Genomic DNA, 23,059 nt, shown 5'->3' with positions numbered 1-23,059 from the left:
AATCCTTCTCCATCTTCTCCGATTAGATAATTTAAACCTACTTGCTGTATTAATTCTTCTAACCCTGCTTTTTTAATTGCTTCACTTAACTTTTCTTCGCTTACTTCTTTTCCTAATGTAATATTGTTTCTCAGTGTGTCATTAAATATAGCAACCGTTTGGGGAATTAAGCTCACATAATTGTATAATTCATTTTTGCTAATGCTTTTCATATCTTCGCCATTAATGAAAATTTCACCATTAGTTGGGGTTAACTCTTTTGTCAGTAATTTTAAAAATGTCGATTTACCACTACCTGAAGCTCCTTCTAAAAGTACATCATCGTTTGAATTTAATGTTAAATCTAAATGCTCAAAAATTTTCTGGTCCTCATAATTGAATGAAACATTTTGAAAAACAACCGAATCAATCTTCTGGTTCCTTAATACATTGGTATCATCTGGCTGTTTGAATTCCAGTGTATTAATTATCGTCTTCTTGATTTCTCCTATACTGTTTAACTTGTTTATACACTGCGATAATCCTAAAAAATTATTTATGATCCAACTACTGGAGTATTGAACAGCTACAAAAGACGCTAACGAAATTCGCCCTTGAATAGTAAAGTAGATACCAATGCCAATCGGAAGATACATAAATAAATATGATAAAGCGATAACCAATGCATTCGATAATGAGATAGCATTATTCATGTCTTTAGTACTCTCTTCTAAACCTTTTACTTTCTGATAAAATTTTTTAATGAAATAATTTTCGGATTTATATGAAGCTATTGTTTCAGCCCCACTTAAGATATCCTTTAGTATAGAAGAAAAAGATTTATTCTCTTTTGTCCAATGTCTATTACTTTCTTCTATTTTTTCTTTATAAATGTTTGTAAACAGTGGCGTTACTGATGTAAACACTAAAAAGATAACGGTCATTAAAAAACTATTGCTCATAGAAAAAGTCAAAATAACAACTAGAGTAACTAAATAGCTGACGACATTGAATAGTTGCTTTACGTAATTTTCTTCAAGTAACTTGAGATCGTTCATAAAAAATGATGTATTACTTGATACTCCTTCGGTTTTACTTAAAGAAGTCTCTTTTTCTAAAATTTTCCTTATTAATTCAGTCTTTAAAGACGTGTTAAAAAAAGCAATATTCTTATTTGTCCAAAAATCTTTTAAATAAGTAATAATAGAAAACAATATGTAACCCAAGACAACAAGAATAATGTACTTTAATAATAGAGAGGTGTCTTTTTCCTCAATAACCTTAAAAATATACGCATAAGTAGCGGCATTAAAAGTAGTCTCTACTGCTGCAAGTCCAATTAAAATAAAAGCTGCAGCTAGGTACTGTTTATTATAAAATTTAATCATTTGTATCCCTCCGTATCCGTTTGTACTGTTATTTTATCTTATTTCGAGCACTCTTTATGTTATGATATGGGTCATAAACTACCCAAAAAATACGGAGGTACATGAGTTGATAGGATTAACGTTTAGAAAAATACGTATGCAGAAAAACATTTCACAAAAAGAAGTTTACACAGGCATTGTTTCTAGATCTTTCTTTCAAAAATTTGAGAAAGGACTACACTCTATTTCTGTAGAAAAATTTCAAGAATTATTAAATAGGATAAATGTATCTTACGATGAATTTATGTATAAACATCATGGGAAACTCTTTACCACAGATGATTTTTTAGTGACTATTTTTAACGCTTACTGGAATCAAGATCCACATTCTTTAACCAACCTCCATAACAAATTACGCTTTTCGTCCAATCAAACAGAAGTCTTTTTGAGCAGAGTTGCACTATTATTCAAACTTATTTTATCTAAAGAGTCAGATGGTGATTTAAGTTTCGACTTTATCTTTAACTATCTAGACAGAATAAGCAGCTGGACCTTTTTTGAAACAAAATTATTTAATAATATTATGTCTATAGTCCCTTCTAAGAAAAGAAACCAATATTTCAAAAAAGCACAATTTTTTTTCGACAACAGCAAAGGACTAGCAGCCGTTAATAGTGAATTTGCAAACTGGTATTCTCATCTTTATGTCAATTTTATCCATTTAGCTTTGGAAGAAAAAGAACTCAATAGAGCAAAAAAAGCTATTGAAGACATGCGGATAAGTCGGCAAAATTTATATACCAGTGAGCGGAATGAACTGGCTTATTTATTTTTAAAAAACTTAATCCGTCTTTATGACAAGGAAGAAAGAGACCAAGCAATAGAAACACTAAAAAAATTAACCGATTTGTCACAAATAGTAAATAAGTTGAATAATGAAACCTATTCAAAATTGGTCACTACTCACCAAGAAAAGACTGAACCATTGCATGCTAAAAGCGAAAACTAATTAACCCAATTAAAAAACTACATAGTCTCTGGCTTGTTACGCCTTTAATCAAATCTATGCCTTATACGAGAAGGCAAACTTATAGATAATTGGATATTTTCCTGCTGGAGTGATTGATTTTGAAAAAAGTTTATAGAGAGATAACATCACTAGAGGAATGTCTGCCTTATCGTATTAAATCAAAAAGAAATAACTAAGAAAAAAATAGAACCTCTTCTGGGTCGTAAAATCAGAAGAGGTTCTATTTTTCTATTTATTATTCTTGTATCAAAAACAATCATGTATGGAACATCATTTTATATACGGTCTCGCTCTCACCCTAGTATTAAAGCGTCGTCGTTTAATGCACGTCCTGATTGTTTTTTGAACATGTCTAATAATTGTTGTACGGTTAATTGTTTCTTCTCTTCACCAGAGATATCAATCAAAATGCGCCCATTGTCCATCATCAACAAGCGATTACCCATTTGTATGGCTTGTTCCATATCATGTGTAATCATCAAGGCAGTTAATTGATCTCGTTGGATCACTTCTTCAGTTAATTTTAAAACCATGTCCGATGTTTTAGGGTCTAAGGCTGCTGTATGCTCATCTAATAGTAAGACTTTTGGCTTTTTCAAAGTTGCCATCAATAATGTTAATGCTTGACGTTGTCCACCAGAAAGCAAGCCGACTTCAGCAGTTAATCTATTTTCCAAACCTAAGTCCAATAGTTTCAAGGCTTCTTTAAATTGTTCACGTTGCTTGTTGTTGACCCCTCGTCCAAATCCAAATGAGTGTCCGCGACGGTCTGCAATAGCCATGTTTTCTTCGATAGTTAACCGGCTAGCAGTCCCCATCCGTGTGTCTTGGAATACGCGTGATACTAGGCCCGCACGTTTGTTAGCAGTAAGTTTGGTCACGTCTTTATCTTCAATTTTAATAGTTCCTTGGTCTACCAATAGCGAACCGGCAATGGCATTTAGGAAAGTCGATTTTCCGGCCCCGTTACCTCCAATAATGGTGATGAAATCCCCTTTTCCTACCTTTAGGTCGACCCCTTTTAATACGTGGTTTTCGTTTGGTGTTTTAGCTTCAAATGTTTTATGTACGCTTTGTAATGTTAATACGCTAGTCATTGGTCAATCTCCTTTCTACGCTTCTTTACTTGTGATTGAATTTTTCACAACTTTTTTACCGTGTTGACGAACAGCTGGTACCCCAAGCGCTACGGCTAGGATTAAGGCTGAGAATAGACGGACGTCGTTTGGATTGAAGTTTAATTCTAATACCAATAGTAATAGTAAACGGTATATGATTGACCCTAAAACAATCGCTAATAAGCGTTTAACAAAGGTGATGTTCTTCCCGATGGCTTCACCAATGACCACTGAGGCTAAACCGATAACCATTGCCCCAACACCCATGTTGACATCTGCATAGCCGTTGTTTTGCGCTAATAAACCACCTGATAAACCAACTAATCCGTTGGCTACCATGAAGCCGATAATCTTTGTCCAGTCTGTATTGATCCCGTTGGCTTCACTCATCATGTAGTTATCACCTGTGGCACGGATGGCTAAACCAATTTGCGTATCGAAGAACCATTTAAGTAAGGCCACGATGGCTACAACAATGATTAAACCAATGACGATAACTGCTAAAGTCTTGTCTTCAATTAATTGACGCATTTGAGTGACCAAAGTACTTTGACTTAATAATGGCAAGTTGGCTTGACCTAAAATACGTAGGTTAATAGAGTACAAACCAGTCATCGTAATAATAGATGCAATCAAAGCTGGCACTTTTAATTTCGTATGTAATAAACCAGTGATTAGTCCAGCACCTGCCCCAATGACAAATGATAGTAAGGTGGCAATCCAAGGTTCCATGGCAAATTCAAAAATTAACCGTGATACCAAGGCTGCCCCTAAAGAAAACGACCCTTCAACTGTCATATCGGCCACATTTAGGATTCGGTAAGTTAAGTAAACCCCCATCGCCAATAATCCCCATAACAATCCTTCTGATATACTGCCTAAAATAACACTCATATTAAAAACCTCTTTCTTCCCTTTATTCTGCCACTTGGATGCTATCAGGATCGATGCCCAGCGCTTCCGCCATGTCTTCATTTACGTATAATTCTAATTCTTCAGCTTGCTCAATCGGCATGGTCGAAGGATCTTCACCTTCAATTACCCGTGCTGCCATTTCAGCTGTTTGACGGCCCAATTCGTAGTAGTTTAATGAATAAGTCGCTAGTCCACCATCTTCCACTTGGTCAATTGATCCAGCAACAACCGGTACTTGGTATTGTTCAGATACCGCACCAACCGTTGACGCTGCCCCTGCCATGATATTATCTGTTGGAATATATAACAATTCCGCTTCTGACATCACGGAATTCAAGGCTTGTTGTACATCATTAGTTGAGGTGACCGTACGAATGACTGGTGTTTTACCAGCCGCTACAATGGCTGCTTCAGCTTGTTCTGCTTGAATTTGCGAGTTGACCTCACCCGTGTTGTAGATGATGCCAACTTTTTCTGCTTCAGGTTTAATCGATATTAAGAGCTCAACTTGCTTCTCAACCGGCATCTGGTCGCTTGTTCCTGTCACATTTCGGCCCGAACCCTCTAGTGATTCTGCCAAACCTGCTGTTATAGGGTCTGTTACGGCTGTAAAAAGGAGTGGTTTCTCCTCTTCCGTCACGGCTAGTGCCTGAATCGTTGGCGTTCCAATACCTAAAACCAGCTCAGAATTCTTCAACAATTGTCCTGCCATTGGATACAAGTTGGCTTGCTGACCCTGGGCATTCATCCGGTGGTAAACCACGTCAACGCCCTCTTCATAACCCAGTTCAGTCATTCCATCAATAAAACCTTGCTCCGCATCATTTAAGGAATTGTGGTCCATAATCGATAAAATACCGATATCTAAAATGCCATTATCTTCAGCATTCTCACAGCCAGCCGCAAAAATAGCTAAACTCGCTACTAATGTCACCAAGCCTTTCTTTAAGCTCAATCTTTTCATTATTTACTCCCCTTTACAATCAATCCAAAGAAAAAAGCACCTATCCAGATAAAATCTAAATAGGTGCTTATAGCGCTAAAATATCTAGCTATGCCACAATAGATTTTATCTCTACGTGGCCACTTGTTACGCAACAAAATGTTTAGCCATCATAGATACGGTTCAGTTGTTTACTGACGTTTGTATCTATGATCTAAAACAGATTTCATAAATACAAACTACCTAAAATAGCTAAAGTAAAAGCGATTATTCGTATGTAGGCTGTTCATTTTCATCAATAAATCCCCTTGAATATGGCTGTCATTCATATAGTTGCGTCTTTCAATAGCATTATCATAGATTTAAATAAAAAAATTGTCAAGCCAATTCACATAGTTTTTTCATATTATTGTTTTTTTTATAAGGTCGCTGCCAGACAAGGATTATATGCTTGCATAAACCACCCATTTTCTTCATAATGAGAGTAAGATTAAATTTAAAGGAGACAACAATTCATGCAAAACAAACGTCCATTTACCAGCCTGGCAAAAGTTGAAGAAATTGCTGCTGAAATCCCTACACCATTCCATTTATACGACGAAGCCGGTATCAGAGACCGCTGTCGTCGTCTTAAAAAAGCGTTCTCTTGGAACCCTAACTTCCATGAATATTTCGCAGTTAAAGCTACACCAAATCCACACGTATTGAAAATTATGCAAGAAGAAGGCATGGGCGTCGACTGTGCATCTTATACAGAACTTGTACTAGCAGACAAAGTTGGTTTCTCTGGCCACGACATCATGTTTTCATCTAACGTTACGCCAGCAGCCGACTTCAAGAAAGCCGCTGAACTGGGTGCGATCATTAACTTTGATGACATCACACATATTGATTTCTTCAAAGAACATGTAGGTGAATTCCCAGAAACAGTTTGTATCCGTTACAATCCAGGTGGCACATTCGAAGTTGCGAACGGCATCATGGATAACCCTGGTGACGCCAAATACGGTATGACACCTGAACAAACCCGTCAAGCCTTCCAAAAATTAGCAGACTACGGCGTGAAAAACATCGGCATCCACTCATTCTTGGTTTCAGGTTCGACATCCAACGAATACTATCCAAAATTAGCACGTACCTTATTTGAATTAGCGGTTGAATTAAAAGACCAAACTGATTTAAATATCGCCTTCATCAATCTATCAGGTGGTGTTGGGGTTGCTTACAAACCAGAAGAAACACCAGCAGACATCGACATCATCGGTGACGGCGTACGCCAAGCATACGAAGACATCATGCAACCAGCTGGCTTGGGCGATGTTGCCATCTTTACCGAATTAGGTCGTTGGATGTTAGCTGAAAACGGTGGTTTAGTAGCCAAAGTCCTACATGAAAAAATCACTTACAAAGACTACCTAGGATTAGACGCATCAGCCTCTGACCTATTACGTCCAGCAATGTACGGCGCTTACCACCACATCTCTGTTTTAGGTAAAGAAGACGAAAATGCCGACCAAACATACGATGTAACGGGTGGTTTATGTGAAAACAACGATAAATTCGCTATCGACCGTCAATTACCAAAAACAAACATTGGCGACTACATCTGGATCCACGACGCTGGTGCCCACGGTGCCTCAATGGGTTACCAATACAACGCCAAATTACGTTCAGCAGAAGTCATGTTAAAAGAAGACGGCACATTCAAACAAATCCGTCGTCCTGAAACACCAGAAGACTACTTCGCAACTATGGACTTTAATTTCTAAAAAAATATATCCAGTAAAAAGCGCCCGAACATGATGTTTGGGCGCTTTTTGCTATTTTCTTTTAGTTTGTGAACAATTAAGTCAGCCCTCTAAACTAAGCCTTCTTCTGTTAATGCTGTTTGATAGTTTACTAGGGCTAAGAATTCTTCTAGTGTGATGTCATACTTAGTGATATATTGCGCAGCTTCTACACCGACATAACGGTAGTGCCATGGCTCAAAGCTATACCCCGTTACCTGCTCTTTTCCTTGTGGGTACCGTAAAATAAAGCCATAATCTGGGGCATTTTCTGCGAGCCATTGAGCTGATGGTTGGTCTGCATAAGCCTCATCTAAACTGCCACCTATACCTGTCCATTCAGTGCCTAGCCAGTCAAAGGCTAGTCCAGTTGAATGTTCACTGGCTTGAGCTGGTGCAAAATAAGCATTTGTTAGGTCACGCGCTTCTGATTCTGAGTAGCCTTGAGCTAAGTAATCTTGAAAACCATTCTCCACATTTTGTGCTTGGTAAGCAATTGTCCGGTGGGCTGAAATAGTAGCAAGTGTATATCCAGCATTTGTAGCACCGTCGATTAGTGCAGTATAAGCATCTGTGATTGTGGCGTTATAGGGTTTACCTGAACTTGCATAAGTAAAATCCATCACTGGTTCGGTAAGTAATGGGTTAAGTTTATTGACTAATTGATATTGTGCTGAATCTACATCAACTTCTTTAGGTAGGTCTGTCAGCAACTGGGCCATGGCTGCATTTTCGTCCAGTTCCAGCGTAGCAGCTACATTTGTTGCGATATCCTTCACAGAATAAGTTTGGATGTCATCTGCATAGTCGGCTGAAAATTCGGCCATTCGACTGGCTTCTTCATCGTTTGTGGCGTTTGATGCGACTGGCGTAGTAATGGTTTCTGCCAATTCAGCTTTACGTGCTTCAGCTTTTCCCCCACCATCTGAAGAGGCAGCAGAGGCACTCTCCTCAGCGGTTTCTGTGGGCTGGTTTGTGGTGGTTTCTGTTTCGGCGTTGGTCTTACTGTAGCTGATATCGTAGGTAGCAAGCACTAAAATAAAGGCCAAGACGACGGCAATGTAGGCCTTGTTAAATAGACTGATATTCATTTTTGACACTTGAGTCACTCCTCGTTTTTCCCATTTCTCTTTTACCTGCCTAAAAATCACAGGTCCTCTATGCTATAATAACAGAGTGAGATTTCAATTAGATTAAAAAAAAGTAAAACTACTTTTAATATACAAAATTTTTAGATGAGGATGAATGAGATGAATCGTGAAGGAATTTTAAGCGCGGAGAGAATTGTTGTGAAAATCGGGACACATTCTCTTTTGAATAGTCAAAATCAGATTAATTTTAACCGGATTGACCGCCTAGCTTTGGCCCTTTCTACCTTAATTCAAGAGGGTAAGGAAGTGATCCTTGTAACCTCGGGTGCGATTGGTGTTGGTTCTGTCAAAATGGGCTTAACTAGCCGACCTACCGATATGGCATCACAACAAGCGACTGCCGCTGTTGGACAAGTAGCTTTAATGAATTTATATAGTCGGTCATTTAACTACTACAGCCAATTTATCGGGCAAATCTTGTTAACACGGGACATTATCGACTTCCCGGATTCTTACAACAACTACAAAAATGCCATGAATGCCTTATTAGGTCAAAAAATCTTACCCATTATCAATGAAAACGATGCGGTAGCGGTTGATGAAATGGACCACCAAACCCGTTTTGGTGATAACGATACCCTATCTGCCTTGGTTGCTTCGACGATGGACGCGGACTTGTTGATATTCCTAACAGATGTGGACGGCTTTTATGATGACAATCCGAAGCGAAACCCTGATGCGGTTCGCTTTGATGTCTTGCATGAGGTGACTGACGACTTAATGGATATGGCTAAGGGTGATGTTTCGGCCTTTTCAACTGGAGGAATGGAAACGAAATTGACGGCTGCTAACGAGTCTTTAAAATCCGGACAAATGACGGTGATTATGTCATCTGAAGATCCTATGCAGATTTTAGACTTAGTTAAGGGCGAATCAATTGGAACTCTTTTCATGCCAAAATAAGCGAATCTAATAGCCTTTCTCAATAGAAATGGATATAATTAATGAACACAATGAGAAAATACTCATAATTCTAATGTAATGGAGGTACGGACATGATTGATGCACAAGGTTTAGTGAATCTTGGTAAAGCTGCAAAGGTGGCTTCACGAGAATTAGGCAAGTTGCCAAGCCAACAAAAAAATGCGGCTTTATTAGCAATGGCCAAGTCTTTACGGGATAACCAAGCGGCTATTTTAGCGGCTAACCAGGCCGATATTGAAAATACACGAGAGGCTGGTCGACGCCCCGAAAGCTTTATTGAACGCATGACCTTAACTGAAAGCCGGATTGACGATATGGCCGCTGGTTTTGAAAAGGTGGCGAATTTGCCGGATATTATCGGGCAAACGGATGAAATGTGGTTTACTGAAGATGGCATTGAGATTGGGAAGAAACGTGTACCACTTGGGGTTATTGGGATTATTTTCGAATCACGTCCAAATGTAACAGCTGACGCTACTGCCCTAACCTTTAAAGCCGGTAATGCGGTCATTTTACGTGGTGGTAGCGAAACGATTCAATCCAATTTGGCTATTATTGAAGCCATTAAAGCTGGTTTATCAGAAGCTGGCGTAACAACAGATGCGGTCAACTTGATCGACAATCCTGACAGGGCATTAGCGACTCAATTTATGCAGATGAACCAATACTTGGATGTGTTAATTCCACGTGGTGGTGCAGCCTTAATTCAAAATGTCGTGAAAAATGCGACTGTGCCAACGATTGAGACCGGTATTGGAAACGACCACTTGTACGTGCACGAAGCGGCTGATTTAGACAAGGCTTTAGCCATTTTGAAAAATGGGAAGCTGCAGCGGGTTTCAGTATGTAACGCTTTAGAAAATCTACTAGTCGACGAAAAAGTCGCAGAAGCCTTTTTGCCACAAATCGTTGAACCCTTTAAAGCAGACAAGGTCGTGGTGCACGGGGACCAAAGAACGCGGGAAATCTTGCAAGGGAAAATCGATATCTTACCTGTCAATGAGGAAGATTATGCGACGGAATTCTTGGCTTACGAAATTGCAATCAAGGTGACTTCTGGCTACAATGAAGCGATTGAACATATCCAAACTTATTCATCTGCCCACACAGAAGTGATTGTAACCCAAGACTACTCGGTAGCCCGTCAATTCGTGGATGATATTGATGCTGCTGCAGTGGTTGTTAATGCCTCTTCTCGCTTTACAGATGGCGATAAATTTGGGTTCGGTGGCGAAATTGGGATTTCAACTCAGAAATTGCATGCCCGCGGACCAATGGGGATTGAAGCTTTAACGACTTATAAATATGTGATTTATGGCGACGGGCAAATCCGTCAGTAATCACCATTCGATAACAGAAACGTGCGTACTGGATGATCCTATCTGGTACGCTTTTTCGTGGTATAATGGGCGTAAATATTTTTAATAAGGAGCATTTCATGACCAAGCGCGTTTTATTTATACTGACTGGTGGGACCATTTCGGCTCGAGATTCTGACCATGGACTTGTTGCTGGGACCATAAACCAAGAACTAACTGAAATTCTAGCGTCTTCTGGATTAGACTTTACTTATCATGCAGTCAACCTGTTGTCTATCGATTCAACTAATATGCAACCGGAAAATTGGCTGCAGATGGCCCAAGTGATCCAGGACCAATACGAAATCTATGACGGATTTGTTATAGTTCACGGGACAGATACCATGGCTTACGGCGCTGCTGTCCTATCTTACCTGGTTCAAAATAGCGCCAAACCGATTGTTTTTACAGGGTCTCAAGTGCCCCTATCAAAAATTGGCAATGATGGCGTGAAAAATATCCTAGACGCTGTAACCTACGCCATTTCTGACCAAGCTTACGCTATATCAATTGTATTCCATGGGGAAGTTTTACTGGGCACCCGGTCGCGCAAAATACGGTCTCGGTCTTACCAAGCTTTTCAAACCATTGATTTCGCCAATCGAGCAGTTGTCCGGTCACAAAGGGTTTTACCTATCTTAAATCAATCTAGTGATTTAGGGCCAGTTAAATTCTACAACCAACTGAATCCGCGCGTGGGTTTGATTAAATTAACTCCCGGCCTTCCTGCTCAAGTCATTGAAGCCTATTGTCAGTTGGTGGATGTCATCGTTATTGAAGGTTTTGGGATCGGTGGGATTCCGCAATTAACCGCTCTCGATTATGCAGGGCAAATTCGGGCAGCCGTCAACCAAGGAAAATATGTGATTTTAACCACGCAGGTCCCGATGGAAGGGTCTGATTATGAGGTCTATGCAGTTGGTCAGTCAATTTTAGGGGAAAAGCATATTATTGAAACAGCCAATATCACCAGCGAAGCCCTAGTCATGAAGGCTATGTGGGCCCTTGGGAATTCGGAAGATTTTGACCATTTCAAAGCTATGATTCAAAGACCTATTGATTATGACTATCTGAAATAAAAAATAAAGCAGGTGTATCCTTTCAAGATGGTTGGGTGCACCTTTTTTATTTATTTGGGTATTTTTTTAATCGATTTAGATTTATTGGTAGCTTTATCCGTATTTATTTCCTTTCCTGTCTTCATAAGTGTAAGAACGAACCATGTACAATTCTTTATCGTATCCTGGTACATAATTGGATGATGCACAAATCCCATTTTCGTCAACCTTATTTGAATATTTGCTTTGCAAATATTGTTGTAAGCTCTCACAATGGGAATGATACAGCAAAAGAATAGCGGTTTTAAAGGTGGTTTGTATTCCTTTTAAATAAAAAAAGAGCTGAATTGGTGATTTTCAGCTCCTTGTAATTATATATATTCACAACGTTATATTGCAACTATTGATTTTACTAGTTCTTTTTCTTATATTTCTTCACTTCAGAAATAACTAGTTTTTCTTAGTATATTTCTTCACTTCAGGAATGACCTTTTCACCTAGTAAATCAATGGTTCGTTTGATTTTATCTATCGGAACGCCACCCATATCAATTTGGCCGATATACCGGTCCATACCATAGACTTCATATTGGTAGATCAATTTATCAACAATCATTTCTGGACTTCCTGCCATCATGGTGTCTTGAACCGACCTGGCTTGGGCAAATTGTTGCTTAGGGAAAATAGACCCATTTGAATGTAAGAATGATGATTTTACATGGGGGTAGAATTCCGCCAAAGCTTCTTGACCTGTAGGCGCAATATACATGGGAGAAGCTGTCGTTAAAGGATAGGTTGTTGGGTCTATACCTAGATTGGCTAATTCTTCATGATAGGCCTCTACAGCCGGATAAAAGGCCATAGCTGGTCCAGCCAAGGTAGTTAGGACCATCGGGATACCCGCACGTCCTGCTTTCACTGCAGAAGCTGGTGACCCACCAACCCCACGCCAAATTGGAATGAAGTTGTCTTTTGGTTTAGGGAAAATTTCCGCCTGGTTTAAACGGTGGCGGAATTGCCCTTCCCAAGAGATTTTTTCACCCTTTTCAACTTGCTGGTTGATGTAATTTAATAATTCAAATTTTTCTTCGAACAATTCTTCATAGTCGCGCAATTCATAACCTAATAGTTCAAATAAGCCAATTCGAGAGGCACGACCACCTACTAATTCAACCCGACCGTCGGAAATTAAATCTAAAGTAGCGAAGTTTTCGTAAATTCGAACCGGGTCAGATGTCGACACAACAGTTGATGAAGAGGATAATTTAATCTTACTCGTCGCTTGGGCAATAGCCCCTAAAATGACTGCATGGGCTTGAGAGACAAAATGTTCTTGGTGAGATTCACCAAGGGCAAAAATATCTAAGCCTGCTTGTTCAGCGTGCCGAGCTGTTTCGATTAATTCTTGAACTCTTTTTTGTTCCCCTACCCCTTGGTTGGTATGTGGGTTGGGGGCATAGTCACCTAAAGAATACAGGCCAAATTGCAAGCCTTCATTTGGTTTAAAACCAAACTTCTCTTTCATTGTTGTCATCATTATTCTCCGTTCATTTTTGAATATATTTTTAGATAGCTCTATTATAATTTCAAATCCGAATTAACACAAGATTTTAGCTTACAATTTGTTAGTTAGGAAACTTTCTGTTAGTAATAAACCATTCATTTTCCAATCAGACGAACAAAGACCTTATTTATTGAAATCGAACAAGTTCAAACCGGTTTTTGCTTCGTCTTTCGACCGTTCCACTTCACCAGAAATCATATGAACAAAAATTTCACCGGTACCTGAAATAATGGCTTCGTTCAAGTGACCACCAACTACTGACCCATCTGCACGACCAAATGTAGCATGTAGGTGGTTATATTGTTCGCCGTCCATCATCGACATATTGCCATTCAATGAAGTTAACTCTAACTCTTCACTTAATTCGTTAGGACTGTATGAACGCTCTGCCACATTGTATAGGCTGTATTTCACCTGGTCACAAGCGCCAATCCCTTGAACAGTTGCTAATGAGATTTTCTCACGCTTAGCTAATTCTGCCAAAGTAGTAATAATTTCTTCGCCTCTATCAAGTCGTACAACTAACACATCACCAAATCGTCTATAATCCATTCGTACATTCTCCTTTGCCGAAATTCACAAGTTATTTTACTTCTTCGACTAGGATAACACACCTAGAATCAAAAGTATTATCAAAAGCCATACCAAAAACCAATCGAAATCCCTAGCCGTCTTGACTAAACCGATTCACAAGTACAAAAAAGAGATAGACCCGAAACCCTATCCCTTAGTTTGAAATCTATTATTTGCTTGTTTCGCTTTGACCATAGCCATAACCGTAGCCATAACCATAACCCAATTTATTGGCATCTTCACCGTTATATACGGCACCGATCACGTTGGCATTCACCACGTCCAATAAATCTTTTGTTTTGCGTACTTCGTTTTTGTTAGCAATTCCTGAACGAACAACCACAATCACGCCATCTACACGCGTTGCAACAACTTGTGCATCGGTAACAGCTAGAATTGGTGGTGTATCAAAAATAACTAAGTCAAACATTTCTTCTAATTCGCCGATTAATTCAGCCATACGGTTTGAACCTAATAGTTCAGATGGGTTTGGTGGAATTGGACCAGCTGCTAAAATGTAAATATTTGCATCCGCAACATAGTTTACAGTATCCATGATGTTTGCATCACGATCTGTTAGTAAACTTGTCAAACCAACAGTTGTGTTGATATTGAATGTTTTAGCTACTGTTGGTTTACGTAAATCAGCGTCTACTAATAAGACACGCAATCCTTGTTGCGCCATTACAGCAGCAGTGTTAGCTGTAACAGTTGATTTACCTTCCCAACCACCAGATGATGTGAACATGATTGATTTAAAATCACGGTCAACCATTGAGAATTGGATATTTGTACGGATTTGACGGAAAGATTCAGAAATGACATCATTTGGTTGCGTAACAGTAATTAAACTAGCGCCTCGGCGTTGTTCTGCATTCATCCTGTCAAAATGTTTTCTTTTATTCTTAAACAAAATTGAACCTCCTAGACACGACGACGGTTTCTAGAACCATCATTGACTGCATTACCTTTGAAGCGCGTATCTTCAACTTTACTTTTATCCATTTGTGGAATAGTTCCTAATAAAGTCCAACCAAGCTCTTCAACGATATCACTGCTCTTAACTGAATTATCTAACATTGCATTTACTAATTGCCATACAACACCGACAATCAATCCTAATAATGCACCAATGATGATGTTTAAAATCACGTTTGGTGAAGTTGGCGATTGACTAGGCTCCGCAGGTGTCACAATTGAAACATTCTCAACTTGTAATACTTGCTGAACAACGTCAGAAAAGCTAACGGCAATCGCATTTGCTAAGTTAGCAGCAACATACGGTGATTCATTTTCTACAGAAATTGTAAATAGTAATGAATCTGAATCCATAGAAACTGTAACGTTTTCTGCTAATTCACTAGCAGTCATGCCTTCTGCTTCAGGTACATCTGCAATGGCAGGATCTAAAACCAATGGCCGACTAACCAATGATTGGTAAGTATTTAAAAGCGTCAAGTTTGCTTGTAATCCTGCTTGTGTGATTGTATTTTCCGTAGTAGCAGTAGCAGTATTATTTACAACAATATCAGTTGTAGATGTATATTTTGGTGACATTAAGAAAAATGTCACTAAGGCTGCTAATACAATCCCAATAATAGTGGTTGAAATAATCTTCCAAATATTCGCAGTAAGAATATTCAGTATCTCAATTAAAGAGATTTCTTGGGTGTCGTTCATCTCGTCCTCCTCGAGCAAATATAATGCATATTATTTACTTCTTATTTGAATATAATATCATAACTATGTCAGTCTACCATACCAGTTTTTAAGTTTTCAATAAGATATTGTGATTCCTGGTATTTTTCACTTGGTTCTCATTATCCGTTTTCAGATGTTTTCGCATCACGTTGAACAAAATCAACCAACTTTTTGTTTAGGGTATCATCATCTACAGCAGTTAAATCTAATGTTTCAACAAATTCATAGATTTCTTCAACTGGTCGACTCTTAATTTTACCAACAAAAATCTTATCATCTACTTTTTGTCCAGTTGTTTCATCCGTTAATAGTAACTCTTCATATAATTTCTCACCAGGACGAATACCACTTTCAACAATCGGAATTTCTTTTTCAGTAAAGCCTGACAATTTAATCATTTTCTTAGCAAGATCCAGAATCAATACATCTTTACCCATATCTAAGATAAATAATTCACCACCCTGTGCCTTAGCACCTGCCTGGATAACCAAGCGACTAGCTTCAGGAATCGTCATAAAGTAACGGCGCATTCTAAAGTCTGTGACTGTAACTGGGCCACCTTTTTCAATTTGCTTTTTGAATACAGGAATAACGGAACCACGCGAACCTAGTACATTACCAAAACGTACAGCAGCAAATTTCGTATGGGACGAAACTTTATCCATACCAGTAACTAGCATCTCTGCCATTCGTTTAGAAGCTCCCATCACATTTGGTGGATTATTCGCTTTATCTGTAGATACCATGACGAAGACATCAACATTGGCATCCTTCGCTGCGGTTGCAACGTTCATTGTTCCGAAGACATTGTTCTTCACTGCTTCAGTTGGATTAGCTTCCATTAACGGCACATGTTTATGCGCTGCTGCATGGTAAACGATATCTGGTTTGTAGGTTTGCATGATTTGTTCAATATGCTCTTTATCTTGAACGTCCGCAATGATTGGAATAATCCGGGTATTTGGTAAGTCTTTTTGAGCGAACTCTTGGTTAATCAAGTAGATTGAGTTTTCCCCGTGACCTAAGAGGTAAATTGTTTTTGGTGCGAATTTCGCTACCTGCCGACAAATCTCAGAACCAATTGAACCACCAGCACCTGTTACTAGGATATCTTTACCTGAGATTTGGCGTAATGCGTCTGAATCATCTAGCTCAACTTCTTCACGACCCAACAGATCAGAAATTTCAATTTCTTGAGGACCAGATACTGTATCCATTTGATAGCCTAAAAGTGTTTTTTCAACTGAAGGCATCTGACGAACGTCTACCTCGTATTCAATACCCCAATCTAAAATTTGTTCAATTTTTTCACTTGGCAAAGTTGGTGCAGTAATAATGATATTTTGTAAATGATATTGTTCGATAATCTCTGGAATATCATCAACATGACCTAGAATACTTAAATTATCCATCTTCTTATGTAGAAGTTCTTTATCGTCATCCACGAACCCAACAAAGCGATAAGCCCCATCATTTTTAAATTGTTTGAGGAAGGTATTTCCTCCTCGACCAGCGCCAACAAGCAATGTTGGTTCAAAGACGCCTTCACCATTCGGTAAGTTATCTCTACGATCCATTGCGAATCGCCATAATGCACGTGACACAAATGTTAACCCAATAGCGAATACAGCTAATAAAAAAACTAAACGAATGGAAAAACTTCTATAAATGATAGCTGCAGACGCTAGAGTTAAAATTGACGCAATAAAATGGGTAACTAGTAAATCCGATGCCCCTTTGAAACTCATATAGCGGATAATCAAATTGTAGTTTTTGGTTCCTAAACTAGCTAGTATATAGGCGATGAAATATATAATAGATAAGCCTGCCGTCATTGACACGGTTAAACCTACATACATCTCAAGTAGTAAATATGACGCAAAACCAGCGACTAATATCGATACAAAATCAGCAATCGCTAGTATCGAATATTTTTGGTATTTAGAAAAATTCATTTACGCGTTACGCTCCCAACTTGTTCTTTTCTTTTTTCCTGATATGTATTTATAACAAACTACAAATCCAATAAACTAAAACAAACCAAAAAATTTCTTCTTACGTTTTGGTTGGTCTAAGACAAAGTTTGTGATCATGGGGTCGCCATTCACCAAACTTTTCGCATTGGCTTTAAAATCAAATACGATACTAGTCCCATACTCAGCCTGCATTTTATTGAAGGCTGCCTCCATTTTAAAGCCCCTAGGTCCATGTGGACGGTGGGCATCTGAAGCGAGCATATGGACAAGATTTTCTTCAATCAGCAAACGACTCGTTTCTTCAACACCAGAACCAAACTCCCCTAAATATGAAGCTGCTGTTAACTGTGCGTAACAACCCATCTCCACAAAACGTTTTAATATTTCTGGTTTTTCAATAATCTTTTGATTTCTTTCTGGATGAACAATAATTGGTCGAATATTACGGGATAACAGATCAAAGAAAACTTGTTCTGCATAATGCGGTACTTCATGGCTTGGAAATTCAATTAAAATATAATGGCTATCTAAATCTGTAAATAAAATTTCAGCTTGGTCAATATGGTCCAATAATTCACCATGAAGTCTTACTTCTTGTCCTGGGAATACAACCAAATCAATGCCTCTACGGTCCAACTCTACTTGTAATTGACCAACCGCTTCTTCAACCTTGCTTCGTTCATTAACGAATTCTGAATTACGGTGGTGAGGTGTGGCTAAAATATGGGTAATGCCTTCTTGGACAGCGACATTCGCCATCTCTATTGACATTTCAATATCTTTAGCACCATCATCCACCCCAGGTAATATATGATTATGGATATCAATCATTACATTCCCTCCTTTTCATTTATTGAATAAAGTATTGTGATTACTATATACACAAAAAAAGATTCAGGGTACATGAATCTTTTTTGTAAATAAGGCATGTTGATTTCTACAATATACTGTATATAAACAATTTATATGTAAGAAATTGGTAAAGTCACCTTACAATTTCACAACAATCATTCATTTCTAACTACTATATACTCTACCGCTTTTCAACCAATTTTAAAACATCATTTTCATCATAAACTAATTTAATATCCATCAAAGTAGATGACCCAATCAATTCTTTGAGGAAAATACGGTCGCCTTCCCAAAGAGTTAGGTCAAAAATCTTATCCTTGTCTACCCAAGCTAGGTCCCCTTCTCTGGTTTGTCCGACCTCATTATTTTCCAATTGACCCGTATATAAGAAAATATACATAGGTTCTTGGTCAGCATAGATAAAAGTGACTATTCCTCGAAAAACGGCTGATTTCAAGTTATGGCTAGCCTCTTCTTTGACTTCTCTTTCCAAACATTCCATAGGTGATTCACCATGTTCAAATTTGCCGCCGATACCAATCCATTTCCCACGGTTGACGTCGTTGGCTTTTTTCGTCCGGTGGAGCATCAAGTATTGGTCTAAGTCATTTTCCAAGTAAATAAGTGTTGATAACATAAAGCCTCCGCTTAGTTTAAGTCAGCGTCTACTAGTAACCCCATACCTAAGGCACCCTTACCTCCGTGAACCCCCACAACAGGTGTTAAATAACGGATAATGATATCTTCATTTGGATAGTGTTCTAAGAAAAAGTCTCTGAATTCAACGGCCTTATCATAGGCATCACCGTGGGCAAAGCCTAAATGCAGACGGTCACCAAATTGATTGCGGGCCTCTTCATAGATATGCAACCAAGATTTTTTAATCTTTCCTTCAGTACGGATTTTCTCAAAAACGTCTACTGTCCCGTCATCTTCAAATCGTAGGATAGGATAGATTTTTAATACAGACCCGATAAAGGCTGAGGCTGCTTTGGCCCGGCCACCTTTGACCAAGTTGTTTAAATCTTCAATAAAGATATAAATTTCTGAATCTTGAATCATTTGGTTCATTGCTGGAATAATTTGTTCAGCTTTATAGCCTGATTCAATCAGACGAATCAATTCTTTCACTTCGTGAGTAATAATAATGGATACAGCCTTGGTATCTATTAAGTGGACATTGATTCGATCTTGATATTCTAGCATGACCATACGGGCTGTTTGGAAGGTCCCACTCAGTTTACTAGACATAAAGACCCCATAAACCTCGTCGTAACCCTTGGCTACTAGTTCATCCATAATTCGGTAATAGTCCGCTAGTTCGGGTTGAGATGAGGTTGGCAATTCGTCTACACTCACCATTTTGTGGTAAAAGTGTTTCGAACTCATTTCGTTTGTGGTATCATCCATCACTTCGCCATCTTTAAAAGCGATCTTTAAGGTTACCTCGTACACATCGGGATGGTTTTTTAATTCGTCAGGCAAACTAGATGTACTATCTACAATGATTGCTGAGCGCATAATATTCTCCTCCTTGTAACACTTGGTGTGTTGTGTTTATTCAAGGTACATTATAACAAAAAAAATGCGATAAATCGCATTTTTCTCGAATATTACAAGTTAGCATTCACTAGTAAAAAGATTCCAACCGAACCGTTCCCTACATGGGTCCCTACAACCGGCGTTAAAGCAGAAATAGTTACTTGTGACATATCCATATCATCTGACATATTGGCAACAAGCTCTAACGCGCGTTCTGAAGCGTTTGAGTGGGCTATAGACACATGTAAACGGTCGCCATACTTAGCGTGGGCAGTCTCGTAAATCCCTTTGAATTTTTCTTTCATTTTACGGTCAGTACGGATTTTATCAATCACTTCTAGCGCACCCGTTTGGTCAATTTTAATTAAAGGTGTAATTTTTAATAGGTTACCAAAGAAGGCACCGGCAGCTGATAAACGGCCTCCTTTTACTAAGTTATCTAATGAACCCACCAAGATGTAAGTTTCACTTTCATTAGCAATTTGTTTTAGGGCGGGTACGACAGTTTCTGCAGTATGACCTGCTGTTAATAATCGTAAACACTCACCTACCAAATGTTGCGACACAGCTGATGTCGATTTAGCGTCAATAATATGGGTTGTAACTTGATCGGTAAACTCTCTTGATACCGCTTCTAATGAAGACAGAGTGCCACTTAATTGACTAGCAATCACAATGCCATAAATTTCATCATAGCCAGCTTTGATAATTTCTTCATATAGGTCATAAATTTGTCCGTTTGTCGGTTGTGACGTTGTTGGTAATACTGTCATATTTTCTAATTTATTATAATAGTCTGAGATCACTTGGGGGTCACTAGAATCTTCACGCACTTCTCCATCAGGAAAAATAACACTCAATTTAATCTGAAATACATTCTCTAGACTGCTTAGGTCTTCTGGTAAAGTTGCTGTTGAGTCAACAATAATTGCTGTTTTCATATTTATGGGTCTCCTTAAAAAATACATCATTGTACTAAAGATGGTGTCGACATAGTTTACCATGACCGCGAGGCAAAAAGAAGAGCAAGTTTTAACACCTAATCCTTTTCCTAGTTACCATAACTAGATTGTCTATAAATTTTCATTACCCATCACAACGCGCATCAATTTCAGCAGTCTTATTAAATACACGTTTACGATTTGATGAGTTAACAAGCAGTACAACAATTCATATAGAATGAAAGAAATACCATGTACTAAAGTCCCTAATGTATAAATCAATTCTTCTACGTCTAATGCTTGCACTAGCGCATCTGAAACGTAACCTACCATAGCTAAAGCTTGCCCCGAAATAAATCCAGCGGAGGCTTACCCTGCTTTACGTGCAAATGAATAAAGAGAATACACAGCACCATCTTGACAATTATGTGTTGTCACTGCACTATCATTTACAACCTTTATAATTGCCGCCCAGATAACTAAATTGAACACAGCAAATCCAAGATAACCCATACCTGTCATCACACTATATACATATTATCAGTACTGTTGAAGTACAAGGTTGAAGATATGAGACCAACAAAATTCATGATAACTGAGGCTAATTCTTTTTTACCAAAACGGCTGGCTATATTTTTGTAACGACGTAGCTTCCTTATTCATCATCACACGTTCAGTAGTATTTTTATTCCAGATGATAGGCATTTTAAATATACTGTTATCGTTGCACTAGAAAAAATATACGTTTATTATATTTTGTTGGCATACGTAACAGTTAATATATGCGATAAAAAAATAAACTCTATGAAGTTTATAAACGATAGTTGTATTTTGCAAACAAAAAAACACCTCACTTCAAATCAAGAAGCAGAGGTGTTATCCGTTCGTTTAACTAGCTATTTTTTCTTTTTCAGTAAGAATAATACCAATAACGAGTCCAATCAGAGCTGGGACTAGCCAGCCAAATCCAAAGGCATAGAATGGCAGAATCGTATCAGCAAAATGACCAATAGCTTCTCCACCGATTGCATCAAAGATGCCTTCGGGTAAAGTTTTAATGAAATCGAATAAGGCTGCAAACATTGTAAAAATAGTAACCCAGCGATATACATGTTTACTGGTATAAATAGGTTCACATAAAGCGATAATAACTAATGAAATTGCTAATGGATACAAAAACATTAATACCGGCGTGGATAAGCCGATAATCGTTGTTAATCCTACGTTTGAAACAAGGAAAGATAAGACCGCAAATAAAATAGTCCAATTGGTCAATGATAATTTATTCGGGAAAAGTTCTTCAAAAGTTTCTGCACAGGCTACAATTAATCCGATTGCTGTCTTTAAACATGCGAAGACCATAACTATCGCTAAGATGACTGAGCCAGCAGTTCCAAAGTAGTGTTGCGTAATCAAGGAGAGCGCGATACCACCATTTTCTTGTACATCAATAAAACCACGACTTTGTGTACCTAAAATAGCTAAGCTGAAATAAATTAAACCCATTAATATAGCAGTTAACAAACCGGATCTTACTGTTGAATTGGCCAAGTTTTTAGGTTCATTCACGCCTAATTTACGGATTGAGCGAATAATAATGATACCAAAAGCCAATGCTGCTAAGACGTCCATCGTATTATAACCTTCCAAAAACCCTTGGAAAAAGGCTTGATTTGAATAGCTAGCAATTGATTCAACTTCAGCTACACTTATTTCCGGCATCGTAAATGCCCGAATAAAAATAATTGCTAAGAAAATAAGAAACACAGGATTTAAGAACTTACCAATATAATCCATAATGTTTGATGGCCGAAGTGATAATGCCAGGGCTACCCCGAAAAATAAGGCTGAATAAATCAATAAAGCGACAGGTGACTCAGCGAAACTTGTTGTCGCAAAACCCACTTCAAAAGATACAGATGCCGTCCTTGGACTAGCGAAGAATGGGCCTATAGTTAAATACAGTGCTACCGTAAAAAAGTATGCATATTTTCTAGAAATCTTACTTGCTAAATGAAAGACACCTTCTGAGTGTGTCATCCCCATAGCAGCTACTGCCAGTAAAGGTAGCCCAGTTGCTGTAATGATAAAGCCTAGACTTGCTTGCCAAACATGGTTACCAGCCATTTGTCCCATTAAAACAGGGAAAATAATATTACCAGCACCAAAAAATAAGCCAAACAACGTGGAAGCTACGACAATGAGCTCGCGCATTGTCAGCTGTTTATTTAAATTTGGTTTCATAATTATAACTCCTTTTCGTATTCAACAAAAATACCAT

The 23,059-nt window shown here is 38.3% G+C and carries 21 protein-coding genes; 5 read left to right on the top strand and 16 right to left on the bottom strand.

The window, feature by feature from the left end:
• A partial coding sequence (locus AC973_RS07960; protein ID WP_048729385.1) for an ABC transporter transmembrane domain-containing protein occupies positions 1 to 1,367 on the bottom strand: 1,367 nt, incomplete at its 3' end.
• Between the two features lie 136 nt (positions 1,368 to 1,503).
• On the opposite strand from AC973_RS07960, the gene AC973_RS07955 reads away from it, so the two are divergent.
• Positions 1,504 to 2,355 (top strand): helix-turn-helix domain-containing protein, encoded by an 852-nt coding sequence (locus tag AC973_RS07955; RefSeq protein WP_192828995.1) that lies wholly within the window; start codon positions 1,504 to 1,506, stop codon positions 2,353 to 2,355.
• 314 nt (positions 2,356 to 2,669) lie between these two features.
• Here AC973_RS07955 and AC973_RS07950 read toward each other — a convergent pair whose 3' ends face one another.
• From AC973_RS07950 to AC973_RS07940, 3 genes are read right to left on the bottom strand one after another with little or no spacing between them, the layout of a single operon-like run.
• The gene (locus AC973_RS07950) at positions 2,670 to 3,473 is read right to left on the bottom strand and encodes an ABC transporter ATP-binding protein (protein ID WP_048729381.1); all 804 of its coding nucleotides are present in this window, start codon (positions 3,471 to 3,473) and stop codon (positions 2,670 to 2,672) included.
• Positions 3,474 to 3,488: 15 nt separating this feature from the next.
• A complete protein-coding gene (locus AC973_RS07945; protein ID WP_048729380.1) occupies positions 3,489 to 4,388 on the bottom strand; it encodes an ABC transporter permease in 900 nt (299 codons plus the stop codon).
• Positions 4,389 to 4,410: 22 nt separating this feature from the next.
• Positions 4,411 to 5,373 carry an ABC transporter substrate-binding protein gene (locus AC973_RS07940; RefSeq protein WP_048729378.1) on the bottom strand — a complete coding sequence of 321 codons (963 nt, stop codon included), beginning with the start codon at positions 5,371 to 5,373 and terminating at the stop codon, positions 4,411 to 4,413.
• A gap of 494 nt (positions 5,374 to 5,867) precedes the next feature.
• Here AC973_RS07940 and AC973_RS07935 point away from each other — a divergent pair, with 494 nt between their 5' ends.
• Positions 5,868 to 7,121 (top strand): diaminopimelate decarboxylase family protein, encoded by a 1,254-nt coding sequence (locus AC973_RS07935; RefSeq protein ID WP_048729375.1) that lies wholly within the window; start codon positions 5,868 to 5,870, stop codon positions 7,119 to 7,121.
• An 89-nt stretch (positions 7,122 to 7,210) separates the two neighbouring features.
• Here AC973_RS07935 and AC973_RS07930 read toward each other — a convergent pair whose 3' ends face one another.
• Complete coding sequence (locus tag AC973_RS07930; protein ID WP_048729400.1) at positions 7,211 to 8,230, bottom strand: M15 family metallopeptidase; 1,020 nt, start codon at positions 8,228 to 8,230, stop codon at positions 7,211 to 7,213.
• 159 nt (positions 8,231 to 8,389) lie between these two features.
• Here AC973_RS07930 and proB point away from each other — a divergent pair, with 159 nt between their 5' ends.
• From proB to AC973_RS07915, 3 genes are all read left to right on the top strand, one after another.
• Positions 8,390 to 9,193: a glutamate 5-kinase gene (proB, locus tag AC973_RS07925; RefSeq protein ID WP_082148277.1), complete on the top strand. Its 804-nt coding sequence runs from the start codon at positions 8,390 to 8,392 to the stop codon at positions 9,191 to 9,193.
• A gap of 92 nt (positions 9,194 to 9,285) precedes the next feature.
• Positions 9,286 to 10,554, top strand: coding sequence for a glutamate-5-semialdehyde dehydrogenase (locus AC973_RS07920; protein WP_048729371.1), 1,269 nt, complete (start codon positions 9,286 to 9,288; stop codon positions 10,552 to 10,554).
• Between the two features lie 98 nt (positions 10,555 to 10,652).
• Positions 10,653 to 11,651 (top strand): asparaginase, encoded by a 999-nt coding sequence (locus AC973_RS07915; RefSeq protein WP_048729368.1) that lies wholly within the window; start codon positions 10,653 to 10,655, stop codon positions 11,649 to 11,651.
• A gap of 429 nt (positions 11,652 to 12,080) precedes the next feature.
• Here the strand turns inward: AC973_RS07915 and AC973_RS07910 are convergent, their stop codons facing one another.
• From AC973_RS07910 to brnQ, 11 genes are all read right to left on the bottom strand, one after another.
• Positions 12,081 to 13,163 carry an LLM class flavin-dependent oxidoreductase gene (locus AC973_RS07910; RefSeq protein WP_082148276.1) on the bottom strand — a complete coding sequence of 361 codons (1,083 nt, stop codon included), beginning with the start codon at positions 13,161 to 13,163 and terminating at the stop codon, positions 12,081 to 12,083.
• Positions 13,164 to 13,316: 153 nt separating this feature from the next.
• A complete protein-coding gene (locus AC973_RS07905; RefSeq protein ID WP_048729367.1) occupies positions 13,317 to 13,745 on the bottom strand; it encodes a PPC domain-containing DNA-binding protein in 429 nt (142 codons plus the stop codon).
• Between the two features lie 190 nt (positions 13,746 to 13,935).
• Positions 13,936 to 14,679, bottom strand: coding sequence for a CpsD/CapB family tyrosine-protein kinase (locus tag AC973_RS07900; RefSeq protein WP_082148275.1), 744 nt, complete (start codon positions 14,677 to 14,679; stop codon positions 13,936 to 13,938).
• A gap of 11 nt (positions 14,680 to 14,690) precedes the next feature.
• Positions 14,691 to 15,446 carry a YveK family protein gene (locus tag AC973_RS07895; RefSeq protein ID WP_048729365.1) on the bottom strand — a complete coding sequence of 252 codons (756 nt, stop codon included), beginning with the start codon at positions 15,444 to 15,446 and terminating at the stop codon, positions 14,691 to 14,693.
• 140 nt (positions 15,447 to 15,586) lie between these two features.
• Complete coding sequence (locus tag AC973_RS07890; protein WP_048729362.1) at positions 15,587 to 17,422, bottom strand: polysaccharide biosynthesis protein; 1,836 nt, start codon at positions 17,420 to 17,422, stop codon at positions 15,587 to 15,589.
• Between the two features lie 75 nt (positions 17,423 to 17,497).
• Positions 17,498 to 18,274 carry a tyrosine-protein phosphatase gene (locus AC973_RS07885; protein WP_048729360.1) on the bottom strand — a complete coding sequence of 259 codons (777 nt, stop codon included), beginning with the start codon at positions 18,272 to 18,274 and terminating at the stop codon, positions 17,498 to 17,500.
• A gap of 202 nt (positions 18,275 to 18,476) precedes the next feature.
• Entirely contained in the window at positions 18,477 to 18,932 is a 456-nt protein-coding gene (locus AC973_RS07880; RefSeq protein WP_048729358.1) for an NUDIX hydrolase, read from the bottom strand.
• An 11-nt stretch (positions 18,933 to 18,943) separates the two neighbouring features.
• On the bottom strand, positions 18,944 to 19,816 hold the full coding sequence (locus tag AC973_RS07875; RefSeq protein WP_048729356.1) for a DegV family protein: 873 nt from the start codon (positions 19,814 to 19,816) through the stop codon (positions 18,944 to 18,946).
• Positions 19,817 to 19,908: 92 nt separating this feature from the next.
• Positions 19,909 to 20,778 carry a DegV family protein gene (locus AC973_RS07870; RefSeq protein ID WP_048729354.1) on the bottom strand — a complete coding sequence of 290 codons (870 nt, stop codon included), beginning with the start codon at positions 20,776 to 20,778 and terminating at the stop codon, positions 19,909 to 19,911.
• Positions 20,779 to 20,910: 132 nt separating this feature from the next.
• On the bottom strand, positions 20,911 to 21,111 hold the full coding sequence (locus AC973_RS07865) for a hypothetical protein (RefSeq protein WP_048729352.1): 201 nt from the start codon (positions 21,109 to 21,111) through the stop codon (positions 20,911 to 20,913).
• A 555-nt stretch (positions 21,112 to 21,666) separates the two neighbouring features.
• Entirely contained in the window at positions 21,667 to 23,022 is a 1,356-nt protein-coding gene (gene brnQ / locus AC973_RS07860) for a branched-chain amino acid transport system II carrier protein (RefSeq protein WP_048729351.1), read from the bottom strand.
• Between the last annotated feature and the right edge of the window lie 37 nt (positions 23,023 to 23,059).

This window comes from Carnobacterium sp. 1290_CSPC (genome assembly GCF_001053265.1).
Taxonomy (GTDB): Bacteria; Bacillota; Bacilli; order Lactobacillales; family Aerococcaceae; genus Aerococcus; species Aerococcus urinaeequi.
This window is presented reverse-complemented; position numbering and strand designations above follow the sequence as displayed.

Excerpts from the sequence above, each read along its gene's own strand:
- AC973_RS07955 (WP_192828995.1), top strand. The coding sequence starts at position 1,504 with ATGCAGAAAAACATTTCACAAAAAGAAGTTTACACAGGCATTGTTTCT.
- AC973_RS07950 (WP_048729381.1), bottom strand. The coding sequence starts at position 3,473 with ATGACTAGCGTATTAACATTACAAAGCGTACATAAAACATTTGAAGCT.
- AC973_RS07945 (WP_048729380.1), bottom strand. The coding sequence starts at position 4,388 with ATGAGTGTTATTTTAGGCAGTATATCAGAAGGATTGTTATGGGGATTA.
- AC973_RS07940 (WP_048729378.1), bottom strand. The coding sequence starts at position 5,373 with ATGAAAAGATTGAGCTTAAAGAAAGGCTTGGTGACATTAGTAGCGAGT.
- AC973_RS07935 (WP_048729375.1), top strand. The coding sequence starts at position 5,868 with ATGCAAAACAAACGTCCATTTACCAGCCTGGCAAAAGTTGAAGAAATT.
- AC973_RS07930 (WP_048729400.1), bottom strand. The coding sequence starts at position 8,230 with ATGAATATCAGTCTATTTAACAAGGCCTACATTGCCGTCGTCTTGGCC.
- proB (WP_082148277.1), top strand. The coding sequence starts at position 8,390 with ATGAATCGTGAAGGAATTTTAAGCGCGGAGAGAATTGTTGTGAAAATC.
- AC973_RS07920 (WP_048729371.1), top strand. The coding sequence starts at position 9,286 with ATGATTGATGCACAAGGTTTAGTGAATCTTGGTAAAGCTGCAAAGGTG.
- AC973_RS07915 (WP_048729368.1), top strand. The coding sequence starts at position 10,653 with ATGACCAAGCGCGTTTTATTTATACTGACTGGTGGGACCATTTCGGCT.
- AC973_RS07910 (WP_082148276.1), bottom strand. The coding sequence starts at position 13,163 with ATGACAACAATGAAAGAGAAGTTTGGTTTTAAACCAAATGAAGGCTTG.
- AC973_RS07905 (WP_048729367.1), bottom strand. The coding sequence starts at position 13,745 with ATGGATTATAGACGATTTGGTGATGTGTTAGTTGTACGACTTGATAGA.
- AC973_RS07895 (WP_048729365.1), bottom strand. The coding sequence starts at position 15,446 with ATGAACGACACCCAAGAAATCTCTTTAATTGAGATACTGAATATTCTT.
- AC973_RS07890 (WP_048729362.1), bottom strand. The coding sequence starts at position 17,422 with ATGAATTTTTCTAAATACCAAAAATATTCGATACTAGCGATTGCTGAT.
- AC973_RS07885 (WP_048729360.1), bottom strand. The coding sequence starts at position 18,274 with ATGATTGATATCCATAATCATATATTACCTGGGGTGGATGATGGTGCT.
- AC973_RS07880 (WP_048729358.1), bottom strand. The coding sequence starts at position 18,932 with ATGTTATCAACACTTATTTACTTGGAAAATGACTTAGACCAATACTTG.
- AC973_RS07875 (WP_048729356.1), bottom strand. The coding sequence starts at position 19,816 with ATGCGCTCAGCAATCATTGTAGATAGTACATCTAGTTTGCCTGACGAA.
- AC973_RS07870 (WP_048729354.1), bottom strand. The coding sequence starts at position 20,778 with ATGAAAACAGCAATTATTGTTGACTCAACAGCAACTTTACCAGAAGAC.
- AC973_RS07865 (WP_048729352.1), bottom strand. The coding sequence starts at position 21,111 with ATGGTAGGTTACGTTTCAGATGCGCTAGTGCAAGCATTAGACGTAGAA.
- brnQ (WP_048729351.1), bottom strand. The coding sequence starts at position 23,022 with ATGAAACCAAATTTAAATAAACAGCTGACAATGCGCGAGCTCATTGTC.